The organism is Sphingomonas sinipercae, from assembly GCF_011302055.1.
Taxonomy (GTDB): Bacteria; Pseudomonadota; Alphaproteobacteria; order Sphingomonadales; family Sphingomonadaceae; genus Sphingomicrobium; species Sphingomicrobium sinipercae.
Genome location: NZ_CP049871.1, coordinates 82,501 through 102,502, shown reverse-complemented (window position 1 = coordinate 102,502; position 20,002 = coordinate 82,501). Strand labels below are relative to the sequence as shown.

The window sequence follows — 20,002 nt, the reverse complement described above, 5'->3', positions numbered from 1 at the left end:
TTCGAGAGGCGTTCGTTTAGGCTGTGATGAGATAATGTAACAAGAGCGTGGCACGCCGTTCGTCGAAGCTAGCTGTCGCTTCGCTGAATGGACCGGGCCGGCACGAGGCTTGCGGCGCTCGCCCGGCGCGGCCTAGAGCGCCCGCATGGCTGTAACCGACCCGTTCGCGCTGTTCGACGCTTGGCTTACCGAAGCCCGCGCCAGCGAGATCAACGATCCCGACGCGATGGCTTTCGCTTCGGCCGATGAGCGCGGGCGGCCTTCGGTGCGGATGGTGCTGTTGCGGCGCGCCGGCCCGGACGGGTTCGGCTTTTTCACCAATCTCGACAGCCGCAAGGGCCGCGAGCTGCTCGCCAATCCGTGGGGCGCGTTGAGCATTCACTGGAAATCGCTGCGGCGGCAGGTGCGGGCCGAGGGCGCGGTCGAGCAGGTCAGCGATTCGGAGGCGGATGACTATTTCGCTTCGCGCGGACGAGAATCGCAGGTCGGATCGTGGGCGTCGGACCAATCGCGCCCGCTCGAAAGCCGCGAACTGTTCGAGCAGCGTTACCGAGAAATGGACCAGCGATTCGAAGGCGGCCCGGTCCCGCGACCGCCGCGCTGGTCGGGCTTTCGGCTGGTCCCGGACCGAATCGAATTCTGGTCCGACCGCCCGCACCGGCTGCATGAGCGCAGGCTGTTCACGCGCCATGACGGCGGCTGGAGCGAAGGGCTGCTCTACCCGTGAGCGGGCTTCACGCGCACGGCCATGATCATAGCCACGGCCAGCGGTCGACGCTGACGTCGCGAGCGGCGCTGGCAAGCATCGCGATGGCGCTGTTCCTGATCGCAACCAAGGCGTGGGCCGCCCTCCATACTTCGTCGATGGCGATGCTGGGATCGCTGGCCGACAGTTCGCTCGACCTGTTTGCAAGCATCGTCGTGCTGATCGGGGTCCGCGTTGCCGCGACCCCGGCCGATAGCGAGCATCGGTTCGGTCACGGGAAGGCGGAAGCGCTGGCGGCGCTGGCGCAAGTCGTCATCATCAGCATTTCCGCCATCTTTATCGGCATCCAGTCGGTGCGGCGGTTGCTTCGTGGCGCGCAGACAGCGGACGCCGAACTTGGCATCGGCGTTTCGCTGGTGGCGATCGTGCTGACCCTCGCACTCATTACCTACCAGCGCCATGTAGTGAAGCAGACGAAGTCGGTCGCGATCGCAACCGACCGGCTGCACTACGCCTCCGACCTGCTGCTCAACCTCTCGGTTATCGCCGCGCTTGCGCTGGAGCAGTTCGTCGGCCTTGTCGGCGCCGATGCGGTGTTCGGTCTGCTGATCGCCCTTTGGCTGGCGGTCGGCGCGTGGCGCTCGTCGAGCCACGCGCTCGACCAGCTGATGGACCGGGAGTGGCAGGTCGACCAGCGCCAGCGGTTCCTCGACGCGGCGGCCGAATATCCGGAACTGTCGGGTCTTCACGATCTTCGCACCCGGACCAGCGGCACGCACCATTTCGTCCAGTTCCACGTCTGGGTGCCGGAGGACTGGACCGTCCGCGAGGCGCACGACCGGATCGACCGCGCCGAGGAGGAGCTTCAGAAGCGCTTCCCGGACACGGAAATCCTCATCCACCTCGATCCCGAAGGCCATACCGATCGCGAGGGGCTGCTGCCCGCCCATCTTACGGAGCAGGCATGATCCAGATCCCGTTCTTCCAGGTCGACGCCTTTGCCGAGCGGCCGCTGACCGGCAACCCGGCGGCGGTGATGCCGCTGGAAAGCTGGCTGGACGACCATGTAATGCAGGCGATCGCGGCAGAGAATAATCTGAGCGAAACCGCCTTTACCGTGGCGAGCGCCGATCCCGATGCCGATTACGACTTGCGCTGGTTCACTCCGACGACGGAGGTCGACCTGTGCGGCCACGCGACGCTGGCAAGCGCGCACGTCCTCCTTGCCGGCGAACGCATCCGCTTCGCCACGCGGTCGGGCATTCTCACCGTCGCGCGCGAAGGCGAGTTGCTCCAGCTCAACCTGCCGGCTTTCGCGGTGGCGGAAGGGCATTTGCCGGAGCTTGCGGCGGCGCTTGGCACGGGCGCCGCCCCCATCTTCCTTGGCGAAGGCGGCAACAACGCGGCGATCGTCCTACTTGAAGACGAAGCGGCCGTGCGCTCGGTCCGCCCCGACTTTGGGCGTCTCAAGGCGTTCGACCGGCTGGTCATGGTCACTGCGCCCGGCGATCGGCACGACGTCGCAAGCCGGGTCTTCGCCAGTTACCATGGCATCGACGAGGATCCGGTGACCGGTTCGGCGCACGCGGCGCTGGTGCCGTTCTGGGCCCGGCGGCTCGGGCGCGATTCGTTCGTCGCGCTTCAGGCCAGCGCGCGCACCGGCGTGCTCGATTGCAAGCTTACCGGCGACCGGGTGCTGCTCGGCGGCCGTTGCCAGACGGTAATCAGCGGCACGTTCAGCCTTTGAGCTTCTTCTCCAGCGCGTCGAGCGCCGGTTGCTGGCTTTCCAGCATCTTTCGGCGCGCTTCGCCGATCGGCATCCACGCCGCCTCCGCCATTTCTGGGAAGCGCCGGCGCTGACCGCTGCGCGGCGGCCATTCCACTTCATGTTCCAGGCTGTTCAGCGTGGCCGGGTCGAAGTCGCCTTCGGCGGCAAAGACTTCGACGATCTTCCCGGCTTTCTGGCGGATGGTGCACAGCGGGAACGGCACCGGCCCCAGTGGCGAGCCGAGTTCTTCCTCATATTCGCGAAGCGCCGCTTCGATCGCGCTCTCGCCGGCCTCGATCATGCCCTTCGGGATCATCCACGCACCGGCGTCGCGGCGGTGCCAATAAGGGCCACCCGGCTTGCCCAGCAAAACTTCGGTGCCGCGTCCGTTGTGACGGAACAGCAGGACTCCGGCGCTACGCGGCGGCGGCACTGGGAAGGGCCGCTCCGGCCATCGTCGTTTCGGCGATCCAGCCGCCGCCAAGCACCCGCGAGCCGTCATAGAAGACGGCGGCCTGCCCCGGCGCCACCCCATATTCGGGCTGCGCGAACACCGCCCAGTCGCCTTCCAAAGTCGCTGCCACCGGCGGCGCGAGCGAACGCACCTTCACCGTCACGTCCGCTTGATCCTCGCCAAGCCAGCTCAGCCCTTCGATCCGCATCCTGCTGACGGCCAGCGCGTGGCGGGGGCCGACGACGACCTGGCGGCGCTCTGGGTCGATCCGGGTGACGTAAAGCGGCTCCGGGCTGCCGCCAATCTCGATCCCGCGCCGCTGGCCGACAGTGAAGTGGACCACGCCGCGGTGCCGGCCGAGCACCTTGCCGTGAAGGTCGACGATGTCGCCGGGAACGTCGGTTTCCGGCCGCATCCGCTTGACCAGGCTGGCGTAATCGCCGTCGGGGACGAAGCAGATGTCCTGGCTGTCGGGCTTGGCCGCAACCGCCAGTCCCTCCTCGATGGCAAGCGCGCGCACCGCATCCTTGGGCAAGCCGCCGAGCGGGAAGCGGAGGAAGCCGAGCTGTTCGGCCGTCGTCCCGTACAGGAAATAGCTTTGGTCTCGGCGGGGGTCCGACCCGCGATGAAGCTCGATCCGATCGCCGTTGCGAAGCCGCTGCACATAATGGCCGGTCGCCAGGCAGTCGGCGCCAAGTTCGCGCGCGAAGGCGATAAGGTCGGTGAACTTCACCCCCTGGTTGCACAGACTGCACGGCACCGGGGTCCGGCCGCGGGCATATTCGTCGGCAAATCGGTCGATCACGCCGGTCCGGAACCGGCTTTCGTAATCGAGCACGTAATGGGCAATGCCGAGTCGGTCGGCGACCTGCTTGGCGTCGTAAATGTCCTGGCCCGCACAGCACGCGCCCGAGCGGCGGACCGCCTCGCCATGATCGTAGAGCTGCATGGTCACGCCGATCACCTGCGCGCCGGTGCGCGCGGCGAGCGCAGCCACGACCGAGCTGTCGACGCCGCCGGACATGGCGACGACGATCCGAGCCTCCGAAGCGGGGCGGGCAAGGTCAAAAGGTGCAGACATGGATGTTCTCTTTACCTCAAGTTCACTCCTCGCGGCTAGTTGGCAGTGGACGAGGCAGTTCAGGGGGCGCCGTGTCGCGGATCGATAGGAATTTCCCGAAAGGGAACGAAATGCCGGTGGACGCTGCGGAAATCCTCGATGCGATCGAGGCGGAAGTCAGCCGAACCGACGCAGTAGTACGATATTTCTCGGCCGGCGAAGGCTGGCAGGAAGCATCGGCGAAGCTGCGTGGCGCCTTCGCCGCAACGGAGGTCAAGAAGTGAGGTTAAGAGCCGGTAAGGCCCGGTAAGCGGGGGGTTAACCAGGCGCTTTGAGAAAGTCTTCAACGACACGGTCTTAAAGCATGCCCCAGGCAACACGAAACAGGTTTGAAAAGCGAATGCTCGAGAATCAGAAAATCCGGCCCGCGCAGGTCATCGGTCCCTTGGGAGAGCCGTTGACGCTCGCCAGCTTGCCGCCGTCGACCACGACGCGCTGGGTGGTTCGCCGCAAGGCCGAGGTCGTTGCGGCGGTCGCGGGCGGCCTGCTCAGCATCGACGAAGCGTGCGAGCGCTATTCGCTCACGCTTGAAGAATTCACCAGCTGGCAGCGCGCCGTCGATCGCAGCGGCATGCCTGGCCTGCGCGTCACTCGAATCAAGCATTATCGCGACGTCTACGAGCGCCAGCAGCGCTACTGATCGCACCTGCCGGGCGCGACTTCTCTCCTCGCGCCCGCACCGACTGCCGCTTTGGCCTTCACGCCAAAGCTGGACAGATCGATGTGAATCCGGAACAACACCCCTGCATCAAGCGTCTGTGAAGGTGCAAGGGCCACCCGGTATTCAAATGGTGGCCGTAACAGGAGGGAACGCTTCATGATCGGAATCATCGTTTGGCTGGTCGTCGGCGGTATCTGCGGTTGGCTCGCCAGCCTCATTATGCGCACCGATGCACAACAAGGCATACTCCTCAACATCGTCGTCGGCATCGTCGGCGCGTTCATTGCCGGACTGATCTTCGGCGGTGGCATCAACGATGCAATCACTATCGAGACGTTCCTCTATTCGCTGCTGGGCGCCGTCGTCCTGCTGGCGATCGTGAACCTCATTCGCCGGGGCAGCGTCCGCTAAACCCGCGCTCGATTGTAAGATCGACTATTAAGGCCGCGCGGATCGCTCCGCGCGGCCTTTTTTCATTGCAGTTCGAACACCATCGCCAGGTTGACCTGCAGCTTCTGTTCGCCGGGGACGATTTCCGTCTTTGAAGCCGCCATCGCCATCTGGTCGCGCTCCGCCATCGGCTGCGGGGGCGCGTAATGACCGCCGCTTTCGCTGACCGAGACGACCCGGACCACGCGAAGCCCAAGGGCGCGGGCATATTGGTCGGCCCGGGCCCGGCCGACGGCCACCGCCTTGGCCCTGGCTTCGTCCAGCGCCGGTCCTGGCTTGTCGACGGTCAGCGTCGGCCCGTTGATCTGGTTCGCGCCCTGGGCAACCAAAGTGTCGAGGATCTTGCCGCTGTTGCGCACGTCGCGGAAGCGGATCGTCACCTGGTTGGATGCGCTATAACCGGTCAACTGCGGCGGCTGGTTTTGCGGATAGCGATAGTCGGGGTTGAGGTTGAGGGCCGTGGTCTGGATGTCGCCCTCGGCGATCCCGGCAGCGCGCAATGCGGCGATGACCCGCTCCATCCGCGTCGCATTGTCGCGAATCGCCGCCGATGCCGTTGGCGCGCGAGTCACGACACCCGCGCTGATCACCGCGATATCCGGAACCCGCGTCACTTCGCCGCTGGCGGATACGTCGAGCCGGGTTCCGGCAATCGACTGGTTGATCGTCGGCGCTTCCGCCGCGGCGGCGCTCGATAACGCGACGCTCGCAAGCGCGAGCGCCATAAACTTCATTTTCATATGCAGCCCTCGTTCAGTTCAGCTGCGCAATGACTCGCCGCGGCGACATGGCTGCAGGCTGAACTGACGAGCGGCCGGCCGGGTCAGACCCGGCGGCGGCCGGCGATGAGCTTGTAGATAGCGAGAATGATGAAGGCACCGACGATGGCGGCGACAAACCCGGCACCTTCACCGGCCTTGTACCAGCCGACGGCCTGGCCCAGCCATCCCGCGAGGAAGGCTCCGGCGATGCCGAGCAGGATGGTGACGATGCAGCCCCCGGGGTCGCGGCCGGGCATCAGGAATTTGGCGATCGCGCCCGCGATTCCGCCGATGATGATCCAACCGAGAATGCCATATGATTCCATTGCGTTTCCCCTCTTGTCCTCGGCGCGTCGCCGCCGCACAGCGTTGTACGATGCGCCAACGCGGGTCGACCGCGCAAGTGCCGCCGTTGGTCGAAAACCAATGGCGAATCAGGACGGATACGCTTTGGTTGCGACCGGTGAGTTATTCGCGTAATACACCTGTAACTATGGGAGCGCAGCGGCCAGCACCGCGCAAGGCGAGAGACGATTGCAGATGAACAGGGAAACTCCGATCCGGGACTCGCACGACGAGACGCTGGTGCTGGTCGATAACGGCCGCGGCAAGCGGCTGGCGATCATTGCCGCAGGGATTGTCGCGCTGGTCGCGGCGGTCCTGGCCTTCACGATGATGGGGGGCGAAGAAAAGCCTGCCTCCGTCGGGGCCTCGGGCCGCAGCGGCCAAGTGCCCACGGTCACGGTCATCGTGCCCGGCAAGACCCCACTCGCGCAGACCGTGACGACCAGCGGCGCGCTCGCCGCGCGGCGCGATCAGCCGGTCGGGATCGCCGGTCAGGGCGGACGGGTCGCGCGCGTTCTGGTGGATGCCGGCACCTGGGTGTCGGCCGGCCAGACGCTGGCGACGGTGGAGCGGTCAGTCCAATCCGAGCTTGCTCGCCAGCAAACGGCGCAGATTGCGGCCGCGCGGGCCAACGCTGACCTTGCGCAGAATAACCTTGAGCGTTCGCAGGCGCTCGTCGGGCGCGGCTTCGTGTCCAAGGCCGACCTGGACGCCAAGCGTGCCGCGCGCGACGCCGCCGTCGCGCAGGTTCGGGTCGCGCAGGCGCAGCTTGGCCAGACCCGGGCGCAGATTGGCCAGCTCGATGTGCGCGCGCCGACCAGCGGCCTGGTGCTCGCGCGCAATGTCGAGGTCGGCCAAATCGTCGGTCCGGGGTCCGGGGCGCTATTCCGCATCGCCGCCGGCGGCGAGATGGAGATGCGCGCGCAGCTGTCGCAGCAGGAATTGGCGGGGATCCGCGTCGGAATGCCGGCCAGCGTCACTCCGGTCGGCACCACCACGACCATCGCCGGCAGCGTTTGGCAGATATCCCCCGTCATCGACCCGCAATCGCGCCAGGGCGAAGTTCGGATCGGCATCCCTTATTCCGCCGGCATTCGTCCGGGCGGCTTCGCGGAAGCGAAAATCGCTTCGGGCGCCACCACCGCGCCGCTGTTGCCGCAAAGTGCGGTGCTCAGCGATTCCAAGGGCACCTATGTGTTCATCATCAGCCCGCGCAACACGGTCGAACGGCGGAGCGTCCGGGTCGGCCAGGTCGGCGAGGAGGGCGTGACGATTGCCGAGGGCCTGAGCGGCCAGGAAGCGGTCGTGATGTCTGCCGGCCCGTTCCTCAATCCCGGGCAGCGCGTACTGCCCAAGCGTCAAGCGGCACGGCCGTAGAAGCCGGATAAATTCATGAACTTCCGCAACATCTCGTCCTGGTGCATCCGCAACCCGGTACCGCCGATCGTCTTTTTCGTCGGCCTGCTGCTGGCGGGGCTGGTCGCGTTCATGCGGATGGACGTCAACAACTTCCCGGACGTCGAATTCCCAGGCGCGATCGTCACCGTCTCGCAGCCTGGCGCCGCGCCGAGCGAGATGGAAAACCAGGTCACGCAGCGGATCGAAGCGGCCGCTCGCGGGCTGACCGGCGTCGAGGAAATCAGCAGCTCGATCCGCGAAGGCAACAGCCAGACCATCGTCAGCTTCCAGATCGGCACGCCGATCGACCGGGCGATCACCGACCTGCGCGACGCAGTCTCGCAGATTCGAAGCGAGCTTCCGGATGGCATTCTCGAGCCGCAGATCGTCCGCATCGAGGCCGGTGGCGGCGGCGAGATGTCGTTCATCGCCGCGCAGACCACCGACATGACGCTCGAGCAGTTAAGCTGGTACATCGACAACACCGTGTCGCGGCGGCTGCTTGCCGTTCCGGGCCTCGCGACGGTCGTTCGTGAAGGCGGCGTCGACCGGCAGATCAGAATCGAACTCGATCCCGCCGCGCTGCAGGCGCAGGGCATTACCGCGGCGCAGGTCAACCAGCAGCTTCGCCAGGTCAACGTCAACGCGACCGGCGGCCGGGCGGAGATCGCAGGGTCCGAGCAGACGGTTCGCGTCCTCGGCAATGCCAAGGACGCCTACGCGCTGTCGCAGACCCAGATCGCGGTGCCCGGTGGGCGCACCGTCAAGCTGGACGACCTCGGCCGCGTTCGCGACAGCAATTCGGAGGTTCGCTCCGCGGCCTATCTCGGTGGCCGGACCGTCGTCAGCTTCAACCTGCAGCGGGCCCGCGGGGCTTCCGAAGTCACCGTCTACGACGCCGCGTGGAAGGAACTGCACAAGATCGAAAAGGAAGATCCGCGGATCAAGTTCGTCGAGATCGATAACACCGTCGATTACACGAAGAACCAATATGCCAGTTCGATGCGGGCCTTGATCGAAGGCGCGGTCCTGGCGGTGTTCGTGGTGTTCCTGTTCCTGCGCGATTTCCGCGCGACCATCATCTCCGCGGTGGCCATTCCGTTGTCCGCGATCCCGGCCTTCTGGTTCATGGATCTGATGGACATCAACCTCAACTTCCTCTCGCTGCTGGCGCTGGCGCTGGTTGCCGGCGTGCTGGTCGACGATGCGATCGTGGAGATCGAGAACATCGTTCGGCACATGCGCATGGGTAAGTCCGCCTATCAGGCGTCGATCGATGCCGCCGACGAGATCGGCCTTGCGGTGCTTGCGACGACCATGTCGATCGTCGCCGTCTTCCTGCCGGTCGCGCTCATGCCTGGCATTTCGGGGCAGTTCTTCCGGCACTTCGGCTACACGGTCGTGCTGTCGGTCCTGATGAGCCTGCTCGTCGCGCGCATGATCACGCCACTGATGGCGGCATTCTTCCTCAAGTCGCATGGGCCGGAACCGCATGCCTCCGGCAAGTGGATGGGCTATTATTTGCGGATGCTGAACTGGACGCTCGATACGCGTAAGGCCGAGGCCTATCGCGAGCGGCATCCGGGCAAGCGCGCCGCCATTTTCTCGCTGACTCGCGACCACCGTATGGGCGCGGTGCTGGCGGGCTTTGCCACCTTCGCACTGACCATCTGGTTGTTCTCCACCCTATCGATGACTTTCGATCCGGAGCAGGACGTCAACAACGCTTCGGTCAGGATCGGCATGCCGCCGGGTGCGACGCTGGAACAGACTCGTTCGGTCGCGGCGCAGGTCGCGGACATCGTCGACGATCACCCGGACGTTCAATATGTGTTCGAGCGGGTGTTCACCTCGGCCGCCTTCATCAACGTTCGCTTCAAGGACGACCGGTCCAAAAAGAGCTTCCAGATCCAGCGCGAGATCACGCCCAAGCTTGCGCAGGTCAGCGACGCGCGCGTGAACTTCATTAGCCAGGGCGGCGGCGGTCCCGGCAGCGGCGGCCGCGACATCACGCTCTACCTTGGCAGCGACAATCCCATCCTCCTCAACCAGGCGGCGCAGCAGGTTGCGGCCGAGATGGAGAACGTCCCGGAATTGATCGCGCCGCGCGTGCAGGGCGACGACATCCGGCCGGAAATCATCATCACGCCCCGGACCGATCTTGCGGCGGACCTTGGAGTTACCACTCAGGCGCTGAGCCAGACGATCCGGATCGCGACGATCGGCGACATCGACCAGAACAGCGCCAAATTCTCGCTCGCCGACCGCCAGGTGCCGATCATCGTCAGCCTGCCGATCGAAGCCAGGCGCAACCTGTCCGTGCTCGAAAACCTGCCGGTGCCGACCCAGAACGGCGGATCGGTCCCGCTCAAGGCGGTTGCCCAGATCAGCTTCGGCGGCGGGCCGGTCACCGTGCAGCGGACTAACCAGGTCCGTCGGATCGCCATCGGCGCGGACCTGGCGCCTGGGCTGGTCAGCGGCGACGCGTGGAAGAAGATCAACGCGCTTCCGGCCATGAAGAACCTTCCGGAAGGCGTCTCGCGCCTCGCGCTTGGCGACCAGAAATGGCAGGGCGAACTGATCCAGAGCTTCATCATCGCGGTGATTTCGGGGATCCTGCTCGTGTTCGCGGTGCTGGTCCTGCTGTACCGCCGCTTCCTGGCGCCGTTCGTGAATATGGGCTCGCTTCTCCTGGCGCCGCTCGGCGCCGCGGTCGGGCTTCACCTTGCCGGCCAGCCGGTGTCGATGCCGGTCTTCATCGGCGTCCTGATGCTGTTCGGGATCGTCGCCAAGAACTCGATCCTGCTGGTCGATTTTGCGGTTGAGATGATGAACCACGGCATGGGGAAGAACGAGGCGATCTACGAGGCTGGCCACAAGCGCGCCCAACCGATCGTGATGACCACCATCGCCATGGTCGCGGGCATGCTTCCCGTCGCCTTGTCGCTGCACGGCGACGGCAGCTGGCGCGCCCCGATGGGCGTGACCGTGATTGGCGGCCTGCTGTTCTCGACAGTCCTGACGCTGGTGCTCGTGCCCGCCTATTTCTCGATCGCGATCGATCTGGAAAGCTGGGTGGCGCGCAAGTTCGGTGGCTTCATCAGGCGGGCCGGCGACTCGCCGCCAGCGCTGCCCCAGCCGGCGGAGTGATTTCCACAACCGCCGCCGCTATGGCGAGGCGATGACGGCGCTGTCGCGTTTCAATCCCGTCCAGCCCGGCGCCGCCGGAATGAAGGCCGCCGCCACCGGCCTGCTGGTGATGATGGCCGGAATTTTCCTGGCCGCCCGCGCCTTCCAACCGGCCTATCCCTGGCTCGGCCTCGTCAAGGCTTTCGCGGAAGCGGCGATGGTCGGCGGATTGGCCGACTGGTTCGCGGTGACCGCCTTGTTCCGGCACCCGCTTGGCCTGCCGATCCCGCACACCGCTATCATTCCCCGCAACAAGGACCGCATCGGCGAAGCGCTCGCGTCCTTCCTGAAGGACAATTTCCTGATTCCGTCGGTGGTCGCCCGGCGGATGCGGGACATCGACATCGCCGGCGCTGCCGGACGCTTTTTGAAAGCCCCGCCCGGGGAAGGCACTCGAATCCGGCAAGGCGCGTCGCGGCTTATCGCCAATGCCTTCGAAAGCCTCGACGACGAACGCCTCGGCGGCATCTTCAAGAGCGCGGTGTCATCGCGGCTTCGCGCGATGGAGGTGTCGCCCTTGCTTGGCCATGCGCTGGCGTCGGCGATCAATGAGGACCGCCACGTGCCGATGCTGGAAGCGGCCATCCGCTGGACGGCGCGGGCGCTGGAGGCGAACGAGCAGCTGATCCGCGACATGGTGCACAACAAGGCGAATTGGGTGGTCAAGCTGGCCGGGCTCGACGCCAAGCTGGCCGACGCCGTCGTCGATGGGCTGCGCAAGCTGACGGCGGAGATGTCGACCGACCCGGCGCACCCGGTGCGGCTGAAGGTCGAAGAAGCGCTCGCGCAGCTCGCCAACGACCTCCAGTCCAAGCCGGAAACGAAGGCGCGGGTCGAACAGATGAAGGAGCAGCTCCTCGACAATCGCTCGGTCGGCCTGTGGCTCGACACCATCTGGCAAAAGGGCCGGGCGGCGATCATCGCTTCGGCGCGCAACCCGGACGCGGCCCTCGCCGGGAAGTTGGGCGAAGTGCTGCGGTCGATGGGCACCACGCTGGAATCCGATCCGGCTATCCGGCGCAGCCTGAACATGTTCGCGCGGCGCGCCGTGGCGGGCATGGCCTCAAGCTATGGCGGGTCGATCGTCAAGCTGGTGTCCGACACGGTCCGCGGGTGGGACGCGCGTACGGTCACGGCGCGGCTGGAAAGCGCGGTCGGCCGCGACCTCCAATATATCCGATTCAATGGCACGATCGTCGGCGGCCTGGTTGGTCTCCTTATCTACATGTTCGACCGCCTGTAGCCGCCGTTCGTCAGTCGCAGGCGGCCGTTCATCGAAACCTTGCCGGGCGTCAGGAAGGATTCACGCGGCCAACGCCAACCCGCTTCGAATGAACAAATCCGCCTTCCTTGCCGGCGCTGCCGCAATCGCTTTCGTCGCCACTTCCGCACGGGCCCAGGACGCTTCCGCGCCGGTAGCGCAGGGCCCCGAGCCCGTCGTCCAGCCGGCAACTGAGGAACCCGACGCGCCCACCGCCGACGATCTCGACGCGGAAGGGGAAGCCGACGTCATCGTCGTCACCGGGCAGCGGCGCGGCAATGTGATCGGCGACATTCCGCCGGAAGATACGTTGAACGCGCGCGATATCCGGGCCACCGGCGCGACCGACATCAACGAGCTTCTGGAAGCGATCGCGCCGCAGATTGGAAGCGCGCGCGGGCGCGGCGGCGAGCGGCCGATCCTGCTGCTCAACGGCCAGCGCATCTCCAGCTTCCGCGAGCTTCGCGACATTCCGACCGAAGCGATCGAGCGGGTCGATATCCTGCCGGAGGAGGTTGCGCTTCGCTACGGCTATCGTGCCGACCAGCGCGTCGTGAATTTCGTGCTTCGCGAACGCTTCCGCTCGACCAGCGCGCTGGCGACGGTGCAAGTGCCGACCGGCGGGGGATATGTCGGCGGCACTGCCGACGCGACCCGCTTGATGATCTCGCGGAGCGGGAGGACTTCGGTCAACCTTCGCGCCCAGGGCAACGGCCTGCTGACGGAGGATGAGCGCGATGTGGCGCTTAAGGAGCCGGACGCGGTCGACGACCGCGCGGCGCGCTCGCTGCTCGGCTCCAAGCGCAATGTGCGCGCGAGCGTTACCCACAATCGCACCGTGCTCGGCGACGTCGGCGCGACGGTGAATGCGGAGGTCGAACATAATGACGGCAAGGCGCTGCTCGGCCTCGACGATGCCGGGCTGACGACGCTCCGGCGCGACTCCAGCACGGACAGCGCCCATGCTGGCCTGGCGCTCAACTGGCGCAAGTCCGACTGGCAATTTTCGTCGACCGCGAACGCCGATTACACGCGCAATTCGACTCAAAGCGACCGGCCGAGCGGCGCGTTGGAGAACCGCTCACGCTCGACAACCCTGTCGGCGGAGGCGGACATCACTGCCAACGGAAAGCTGTTCGAACTGCCTGCCGGACGCGCAGGAACCACGTTGAAGTTGGCGGCCAGCACGCTCGACCTAAACAGCCGGCGAAGCGACGAAGACGAGGACGGCAAGCCGCTTTCGCTGGGCCGGACGCGCGGCGCCGCGTCGGCGAGCGTCGATTTGCCATTGTCGCGGCGCAACAGCGATTTCTCGGCGCTCGGCAATCTGACGCTCAACGCCAATGGCGAAGTCGAGCAGCTATCCGACTTCGGCACGCTGACGACCGTCGGTGCGGGCGTGAACTGGTCGCCGGTGGTGCGGCTGAATTTCATCGGCAGCTGGACCCGCGAAGACGGCGCGCCGAGCGTGACCCAGCTGGGTAACCCTATGCTCACGACTGCGGGATCGCGGGTTTTCGACTTCACCCGCGGCGAGACGGTGCTTGCGACGGTTGTCAGCGGCGGCAATCCCGACCTGCTCGCGGACCGCCGCAATGTCGTGAAGATCGGCGCCAACTGGCAGCCGATCGCCGACACCGATCTTCGCCTGCGCGCGGAATATGTGCGGACCAGCATCACCGATGCGGTTTCGAGCTTCCCGGGACCGAGCGCGGCGGTGGAAGCGGCCTTCCCTGAACGGTTCGAACGCGGTCTGGACGGTACGCTGCTCAGCGCCGACCTGCGGCCCGTGAATTACGACAGCGTCCGAACCGACACTGTCCGGATCGGCTTCGACTTCACCAAGCCTTTGAAATCGGCGGCGCCATCGCCGGCGCAGATCGAGGCGTTCCGATCACGCCGTGCGGCGGCTGGCGGGGGCGCTCCAACAGCGGGCGACGCACCGCCAGGCGCAGGCAGCGACGGGCAAGGTGCCGGCGAACGGCGCGGCGGCAGGGGCTTTGGCGGCGGCCGCTTCGGCGGTGGCGGCGGCCGTAACGGCGGCCGACTGCAATTTTCGCTGACGGACACGATCGCGCTGGTCGACCGGGCGACGATCCGCCCCGGCCTCCCGAAGCTCGATTTCCTCAATGGCGATGCGGCCGGCCAGTCCGGCGGCCGGCCGCGCCACCAGGTTGAGGGGCAGGCCGGCTACTTCAACAATGGCCTGGGCGCGCGCCTCTCGGCCAACTACCGGTCTGGGACGCAGGTCGACGATCTTGGCGGCCAGTTGCTTAACTTTGCGCCGCTGGCGACCTTCGACCTGCGGCTGTTCGCAAACCTTGGCCAAAGGTTCGACCTCGTCAGCAAGCAGCCGTGGCTTCGCGGCAGTACGCTTCGCTTCGAGGTCAAGAATATCTTCGACAGCAAGCCCAAGGTCCGCAACGCGGCGGGAGAAGTGCCGTTCAGCTACCAGCCGGACCTGCTCGATCCGGCCGGCCGGACGATCGGAATCACCTTCCGCAAGCTGTTCCTGCCGGCGCGCGGATCCCGCCGGGGCGGCGGGGCGGGAGCCGACTAGGGCAGTGGCGCCAGCAGCCGGTCCAGCGCGCCCGGCGCCTTGCCGACCTTGACCAGCCGCGGATAGCGCAAGCCGCCGGAATAGGTCAGATCGACCGTCCGGATGGCGTCGCCGCGGCGGACGATCAACCGGATCGGCCGGCCGCCCTTGGCGGCAGTCACAGCGTCCTTGAGCGTTTCTTCGGCATAGGTCCGGTCGCCCACGGCGATGATTTCATCACCCGAGCGCAGCCCCGCCTGGAACGCCGGGGAGCCCCACAGGACCGAACCGAGCGCCTTGTCCTGCGTCACGCTGAAACCCAGCGAGTAAGCGAAATCCGCGCTGTTATAGAGCTTGGCGCGCGCCTTTGCCGCTTCGGTCGGCTCGTCGGTGTAGCGAAGCTCGTACCCGGACATTGCGAAGCCGGCCAGGGGCGCGCGCGGCGTCGGCACGTCGACCCGGTCGTGGAGGAAGGTCGCCCAGTCGTAAGGGTAGACGGCGTTCAGCGTTCGGATGAGGTCGTCGCGGGTGTACGGCAGCTCCCCCCAATCGCCGTCGCGAACGCCGAAGAAGGCGCGGGCGAAATCGTCCATCCCGCGCGTGCCGCCGGTGCCGCGCCGGATGATCGCATCCGCCTCGAACCAGATCAGCATGCCCTCGTTGTAATAATCCTCGTTGCGCTGGTAGCTTCCCCACGGCTCAGGTTTCCGGTTCTGGATGATCGGATCGTAGGTGGTGTCGACCAGCGGCCGCCACAGCCGCCCTTGCTGGTTGTCGAGATTGGCGGCGGACAGCGCGACCTTGTCGAGCACGTCCTGCTTGCTGCTCATCCCGGAGCGCGCTTCCAGCACGGTGCCCCAGAATTGCGTCTGGCCTTCATAGACCCACAGCAGGTCGTTGCGCAGCGGCTGGCGGAAGTCGGGGACGATTTGCCCGGCCGGACGGCGAAACTTGCCGTTCCAGCTGTGCGTAAATTCGTGCGGGAAGACGTTCCTGTCGAGCAAGTGGTTGGCGTAATCGATGTAATAGCCGGGATCGGTGCTGATCTCGGTCGAACGATGATGCTCCAGCCCGATGCCGCCAAGCTGGTCGCTGACCGCGTTGAGGAAGTCGTAATGGTCGAAGTGGCGCGACCCAAAGGTCTTGATCGACTGGTCGACCATGCGCCGATGCTTGGCGATGACGTCGGCGGGAATGGCCAGCTCCTTCGCGTTGTGCGCGAAGCTGTTCAGGGTCACGCCGTGGCCAAGGTCGTCGCGACGCACGTGCAGGCCGGCGAACACCGGCGAATCCTGGAGCGTTTCGAAGCTTACCTGTCCGTAGGTGATGCGGTTGCCCGCGGTCGCGGTCGGGCGAAGCGCGGTCGCCGCTTGCCAGCCCGTCGGAAGCACCAGCGTCGCGACGATCGGGATTCGGCGGACGTAATAGCCGGCCGGATACATCGACACCGATTCCCACTGGACGTTGGCAAGTTCGGGCGTGCTGACGATGCGCCCCTGGTTCGGGGCCGTGGCGGACAGGAACATGAAGCGCGCCTCGACGCTGGTCGCGCCGGCCGGCACTTCTACGCGATAAGCGCTGACTTCCACCGGGTCGCGCCGCCAGGCCAGCTTGCGGCCGCCGGCCAGGAATTCGACCCCCGCGATCTTGTCCAGCTCGACATCCGGGGAATGGTGGCCGGGCAACCAGCGCGGCACCATCATCGTCAACGGCCCCGGGCCTGTCACCGGCACCACTTCGCGAACCTTGAAGATCCCCCGCGCCGTGTCCGTCGCGTCGACCTCAAGCTGGATGACGCCGGGATAATCGATGTCCCGGGCCGCCGGGATCGAATCGACGATCGGTATTGGCTGGGGAGCGCTGTTCTGCGCTGCGATCAAAAGTGGGGCGGCAAGGCAAAGGGCGGTGCGCAGGATGAATGTAGCCATAGGGCTTGCTAGCCTTTGCCCGGCACTGCGGCTAGGGCCTGCCGCCACGATTGAAATGGCACAAAACTCCGGCATCCAGCCCATTCGCGGCACGCAAAGCTTCCTCGGCGAGGAAGCCGACCGGTTTCACGCGGTGATCGGCGCCTTCGACCGCGTCCGCCGCCTGTTCGGGTTTCGCCGCGTCGAAGTGCCGGTGCTGGAGCAGACCGCGGTATTCGCCCGGACCATGGGTGAGACCACCGATGTCGTGTCGAAGGAAATGTACAGCTTCGAAGACAAGGGCGGGGAATCGGTCACCTTGCGGCCCGAATTCACCGCCGGGATTGCGCGCGCCTATTTGTCCGAAGGCTGGCAGCAGTTCGCGCCGCTGAAGGTCGCCACGCACGGTCCAGCCTTCCGTTACGAGCGGCCGCAGAAGGGGCGCTTCCGCGAGTTCCACCAGCTGGATGCCGAAATCCTCGGCGCCGGCGAACCGCAGGCGGATGTCGAACTGCTCGCCTTTGCCGACCAGTTGCTCAAGGAATTGGGCATCGGCGAGGGCGTCATCCTCAACCTCAATACGCTTGGCGACCCCGCGACGCGGGCCGCCTGGCGCGACGCCTTGCACGAACATTTCGCCTCGCATCGCAACGTCTTGAGCGACGACAGCCGCGACCGGCTCGACCGCAACCCGCTACGGATCCTAGACAGCAAGGCGCACCAGGATTGGCCGGTCGTCGACAGCGCGCCGGTGATCGACGACTTCCTGACCGGCGAAGCGGCGGATTTCTTCGCTGCGGTGACCTCCGGGCTCGACGCTGCCGGCGTCGCCTGGGAACGGGCGCCGCGCCTGGTCCGCGGGATCGATTATTACCGGCACACCGCCTTCGAATTCATCACCGACCGGCTGGGATCGCAGGGGACCGTGCTCGCCGGCGGGCGCTATGACGGGCTGGTCGAAACCCTCGGCGGACCGCGCACGCCGGCGGTCGGCTGGGCTGCGGGGATCGAACGGCTGGCGATGATGATCGACGCGCCGGCGCCGGAAGCGCCGATCGTGGTCATCGTGCCGCTCGGCGAGCGGGCGGAGGCGGAGGCCATGCGGATCCTGACCGGCTTGCGCCGCGAGGGGATCGCCGCCGACATGGCCTATCGCGGCAACATGAAGAAGCGGATGAGCAAGGCCAGCGCATCCGGTGCGGCCTATGCCTTGATCATCGGCGACGATGAACTCGACCGCGGTGAGGCGCAGCTCAAGACGATGGCGACCGGCGCGCAGGAACCGGTGTCGCTCGACCTGCTGAGCGAAGCGATCACCGCATGACTCGGATTTCGTCGGAACGGATCGCCTCGATCGAGGCGCGCAGGCAGGAGCTTGCCGATTCGATGGCGTCGGGAAACCTGCCGCCAGACGAGTTCGTCCGGCTGTCGAAGGACTATGCCGCGATCGAGCCGGTGGCCGCCGCGGCCCGGGAAGTCCGGCGGCTGCGCGCCGAGCGGGAAAGCCTGTCGGCGATGACCCGCGATGCCGACGCCGAAATGCGCGCGATGGCCGAGGAGGAACTGGCCGAAATCGAGCGCAAGCTACCGGAAGCGGAGCGGGCGCTGGCGGTGCAGTTGCTGCCGCGTGACGCGGCCGATGAGCGCGCGGCGATGCTCGAGGTGCGGGCGGGCACCGGCGGCGACGAAGCCGCGCTGTTCGCCGGCGACCTGCTGCGCATGTACCAGCGCTTCGCCGAAGAGCAGGGCTGGCGGTTCGAGCTGATCTCGGCCAGCGCTTCGGAAGTCGGCGGCTACAAGGAAGCGGTCGCGTCGATCAACGGCGTCGGCGTGTTCGCCAAGCTCAAGTTCGAAAGCGGCGTCCACCGGGTGCAACGCGTGCCGGCGACCGAAAGCGGCGGGCGGATCCATACCTCCGCGGCGACGGTGGCGGTCCTTCCGGAGGCCGAGGAAGTCGACGTGCAGATCGACGACAAGGATCTGCGGATCGACGTGTACCGCTCGTCCGGCCCTGGCGGCCAATCGGTCAACACCACCGATAGCGCGGTGCGCATCACGCACTTGCCGACCGGGCTCGTCGTCATCCAGCAGGATGAAAAGTCGCAGCACAAGAACAAGGCCAAGGCGCTCAAGGTTTTGCGCACCCGATTGTTCGAACTTGAGCGTGAGCGCCTGGCCAGCGAGCGGGCGGGCGCCCGCAAGTCGATGGTCGGTTCCGGCGACCGGTCGGAGCGCATCCGGACCTATAACTTTCCGCAAGGACGCGTGACCGATCACCGCATAAACCTGACCCTCCACAAGCTAGATGCGATCCTGGAGGGCCCTGGTTTGGCCGAACTGACCGAAGCATTGACTGCCGAAGACGAAGCGGAGCGGCTGGCGGGGCTCGAAGATGCTTGAATCGGCTCTGCCTGGGCGGAGTGGATCCGCACATTGAAGCCGGTCGCCCGCGCGCTTGCGGACGCGGCGCGACAGCTTGAGGCCAGCAGCGATAGCGCGCGCCTCGACGCCGAGCTGCTGATGGCCGAAGCCTATAACATCGACCGCGACCGGCTGCTGCTGGCGCCGCCCGACCGGCCGGTGCCCGACCGTTTCTGGGAGATGCTCGAACGGCGCAAGCGCGGAGAGCCGATCGCCTACATCACCGGCCGGCGCGCATTCTGGAACATCGACCTGCACGTCGGCCCCGGCGTGCTGATCCCGCGGCCCGACAGCGAAGTCCTGATCGCTTCGGCCATCGACCATTTCGGTCGCCACCCCGACGGCCCCCGGCGGGTGCTCGACCTCGGTACCGGGCCCGGTACCTTGTTGCTGGCGACGCTGGACCTGTGGCCCGATGCGCGCGGCATCGGCGTCGACATGTCCCGCCAGGCGCTGTCCTACGCTTCGGCCAACGCCCGCCGGCTGGGCCTTGAAGGGCGGGCCGAATTCAGGCTCGGCAATTGGGCCGACGACCTTGCGGGCAGCTTCGATCTCTTGCTCTGCAACCCGCCCTATGTCGCGACGAAGGCCAAGCTTGGCCCCGGGGTCGCCGAATATGAACCGTCGGAAGCGCTGTTCGCCGGGCCGGACGGCCTTGACGACATACGCCGCCTCGCGCCGGAGATTCCGCGCCTGCTTGCGCCCGGCGGTTTGGCGGCGGTCGAAATCGGCGCGGACCAGGCCGAAGCCGGCCCGGCGATCCTGCAGCGCGACGGCCTGCGCGCCCGCCTTGCCGACGATCTCGGCGGACGGCCCCGGGCGGTGTTGCTCACCTGGGCCTGAACGAATTCGCTTGGAATTGACTGTATTCCCTACTACATCTTCTCCTAGGAGCGGGTCCGCCTTACCGGAAGCGAGATGAGCGCACCCCCCTACCCCCGACGCAATCGGACGTTCTTGGCAGCGAGCCGCTAAAGAACGAGGCTAGCGCTGCACGTTCGCAGCTTAGCGGAAACGAGGTC

The 20,002-nt window shown here is 66.4% G+C and carries 18 protein-coding genes; 13 read left to right on the top strand and 5 right to left on the bottom strand.

Translation table 11 applies throughout. The annotated features are described in order from the left end of the window. The first annotated feature begins 145 nt into the window (after positions 1 to 145). Genes pdxH through G7078_RS00510 form a run of 3 tightly spaced genes read left to right on the top strand, consistent with a single transcriptional unit; the run spans position 146 to position 2,453 of the window. Complete coding sequence (gene pdxH / locus G7078_RS00520; RefSeq protein ID WP_166091907.1) at positions 146 to 727, top strand: pyridoxamine 5'-phosphate oxidase; 582 nt, start codon at positions 146 to 148, stop codon at positions 725 to 727. Next, a complete protein-coding gene (locus G7078_RS00515; protein WP_246166391.1) occupies positions 724 to 1,674 on the top strand; it encodes a cation diffusion facilitator family transporter in 951 nt (316 codons plus the stop codon). The genes pdxH and G7078_RS00515 overlap by 4 nt, the downstream gene beginning before the upstream one ends. After that, the gene (locus G7078_RS00510; RefSeq protein ID WP_166091905.1) at positions 1,671 to 2,453 is read left to right on the top strand and encodes a PhzF family phenazine biosynthesis protein; all 783 of its coding nucleotides are present in this window, start codon (positions 1,671 to 1,673) and stop codon (positions 2,451 to 2,453) included. Before G7078_RS00515 ends, G7078_RS00510 begins: the two co-directional genes overlap by 4 nt. Here G7078_RS00510 and G7078_RS00505 read toward each other — a convergent pair. Both G7078_RS00505 and mnmA read right to left on the bottom strand, forming a co-directional pair. Next, a complete protein-coding gene (locus G7078_RS00505) occupies positions 2,443 to 2,907 on the bottom strand; it encodes an NUDIX hydrolase (protein ID WP_246166389.1) in 465 nt (154 codons plus the stop codon). The two genes, G7078_RS00510 and G7078_RS00505, sit on opposite strands and share 11 nt — an antisense overlap. After that, positions 2,891 to 4,009 (bottom strand): tRNA 2-thiouridine(34) synthase MnmA, encoded by a 1,119-nt coding sequence (gene mnmA / locus G7078_RS00500; RefSeq protein WP_166091900.1) that lies wholly within the window; start codon positions 4,007 to 4,009, stop codon positions 2,891 to 2,893. Before mnmA ends, G7078_RS00505 begins: the two co-directional genes overlap by 17 nt. A 71-nt stretch (positions 4,010 to 4,080) precedes the next feature. Between mnmA and G7078_RS00495 the strand changes: the two genes are divergently transcribed. From G7078_RS00495 to G7078_RS00485, 3 genes are all read left to right on the top strand, one after another. After that, complete coding sequence (locus G7078_RS00495; RefSeq protein ID WP_166091898.1) at positions 4,081 to 4,272, top strand: hypothetical protein; 192 nt, start codon at positions 4,081 to 4,083, stop codon at positions 4,270 to 4,272. A gap of 116 nt (positions 4,273 to 4,388) precedes the next feature. Then, the gene (gene sciP, locus G7078_RS00490; protein WP_166091896.1) at positions 4,389 to 4,688 is read left to right on the top strand and encodes a CtrA inhibitor SciP; all 300 of its coding nucleotides are present in this window, start codon (positions 4,389 to 4,391) and stop codon (positions 4,686 to 4,688) included. A gap of 180 nt (positions 4,689 to 4,868) precedes the next feature. Continuing rightward, positions 4,869 to 5,120 (top strand): GlsB/YeaQ/YmgE family stress response membrane protein, encoded by a 252-nt coding sequence (locus G7078_RS00485; protein ID WP_166095970.1) that lies wholly within the window; start codon positions 4,869 to 4,871, stop codon positions 5,118 to 5,120. A gap of 62 nt (positions 5,121 to 5,182) precedes the next feature. Here the strand turns inward: G7078_RS00485 and G7078_RS00480 are convergent, their stop codons facing one another. Further along, complete coding sequence (locus G7078_RS00480) at positions 5,183 to 5,899, bottom strand: SIMPL domain-containing protein (protein WP_246166388.1); 717 nt, start codon at positions 5,897 to 5,899, stop codon at positions 5,183 to 5,185. 83 nt (positions 5,900 to 5,982) lie between these two features. Continuing rightward, complete coding sequence (locus tag G7078_RS00475; RefSeq protein WP_166091893.1) at positions 5,983 to 6,246, bottom strand: GlsB/YeaQ/YmgE family stress response membrane protein; 264 nt, start codon at positions 6,244 to 6,246, stop codon at positions 5,983 to 5,985. 214 nt (positions 6,247 to 6,460) lie between these two features. Here G7078_RS00475 and G7078_RS00470 point away from each other — a divergent pair, with 214 nt between their 5' ends. The 4 genes from G7078_RS00470 (at position 6,461) to G7078_RS00455 (ending at position 14,673) form a co-directional block, all read left to right on the top strand. Next, complete coding sequence (locus G7078_RS00470; protein WP_166091891.1) at positions 6,461 to 7,642, top strand: efflux RND transporter periplasmic adaptor subunit; 1,182 nt, start codon at positions 6,461 to 6,463, stop codon at positions 7,640 to 7,642. 15 nt (positions 7,643 to 7,657) lie between these two features. Continuing rightward, a complete protein-coding gene (locus tag G7078_RS00465) occupies positions 7,658 to 10,813 on the top strand; it encodes an efflux RND transporter permease subunit (RefSeq protein WP_166091889.1) in 3,156 nt (1,051 codons plus the stop codon). Positions 10,814 to 10,844: 31 nt separating this feature from the next. Beyond that, positions 10,845 to 12,095 (top strand): DUF445 domain-containing protein, encoded by a 1,251-nt coding sequence (locus G7078_RS00460; protein ID WP_246166386.1) that lies wholly within the window; start codon positions 10,845 to 10,847, stop codon positions 12,093 to 12,095. Between the two features lie 88 nt (positions 12,096 to 12,183). Next, positions 12,184 to 14,673, top strand: coding sequence for a TonB-dependent receptor plug domain-containing protein (locus G7078_RS00455; RefSeq protein WP_166091887.1), 2,490 nt, complete (start codon positions 12,184 to 12,186; stop codon positions 14,671 to 14,673). Here the strand turns inward: G7078_RS00455 and G7078_RS00450 are convergent. Continuing rightward, on the bottom strand, positions 14,670 to 16,580 hold the full coding sequence (locus G7078_RS00450; RefSeq protein ID WP_166091885.1) for a M61 family metallopeptidase: 1,911 nt from the start codon (positions 16,578 to 16,580) through the stop codon (positions 14,670 to 14,672). The two genes, G7078_RS00455 and G7078_RS00450, sit on opposite strands and share 4 nt — an antisense overlap. Before the next feature lie 55 nt (positions 16,581 to 16,635). On the opposite strand from G7078_RS00450, the gene hisS reads away from it, so the two are divergent. From hisS to prmC, 3 genes are read left to right on the top strand one after another with little or no spacing between them, the layout of a single operon-like run. Next, a complete protein-coding gene (gene hisS, locus G7078_RS00445; protein WP_166091882.1) occupies positions 16,636 to 17,883 on the top strand; it encodes a histidine--tRNA ligase in 1,248 nt (415 codons plus the stop codon). After that, a complete protein-coding gene (gene prfA / locus G7078_RS00440) occupies positions 17,880 to 18,959 on the top strand; it encodes a peptide chain release factor 1 (RefSeq protein WP_166091880.1) in 1,080 nt (359 codons plus the stop codon). The genes hisS and prfA overlap by 4 nt, the downstream gene beginning before the upstream one ends. A 33-nt stretch (positions 18,960 to 18,992) precedes the next feature. Continuing rightward, the gene (prmC, locus tag G7078_RS00435; protein ID WP_166091877.1) at positions 18,993 to 19,823 is read left to right on the top strand and encodes a peptide chain release factor N(5)-glutamine methyltransferase; all 831 of its coding nucleotides are present in this window, start codon (positions 18,993 to 18,995) and stop codon (positions 19,821 to 19,823) included. Positions 19,824 to 20,002 lie beyond the last annotated feature (179 nt).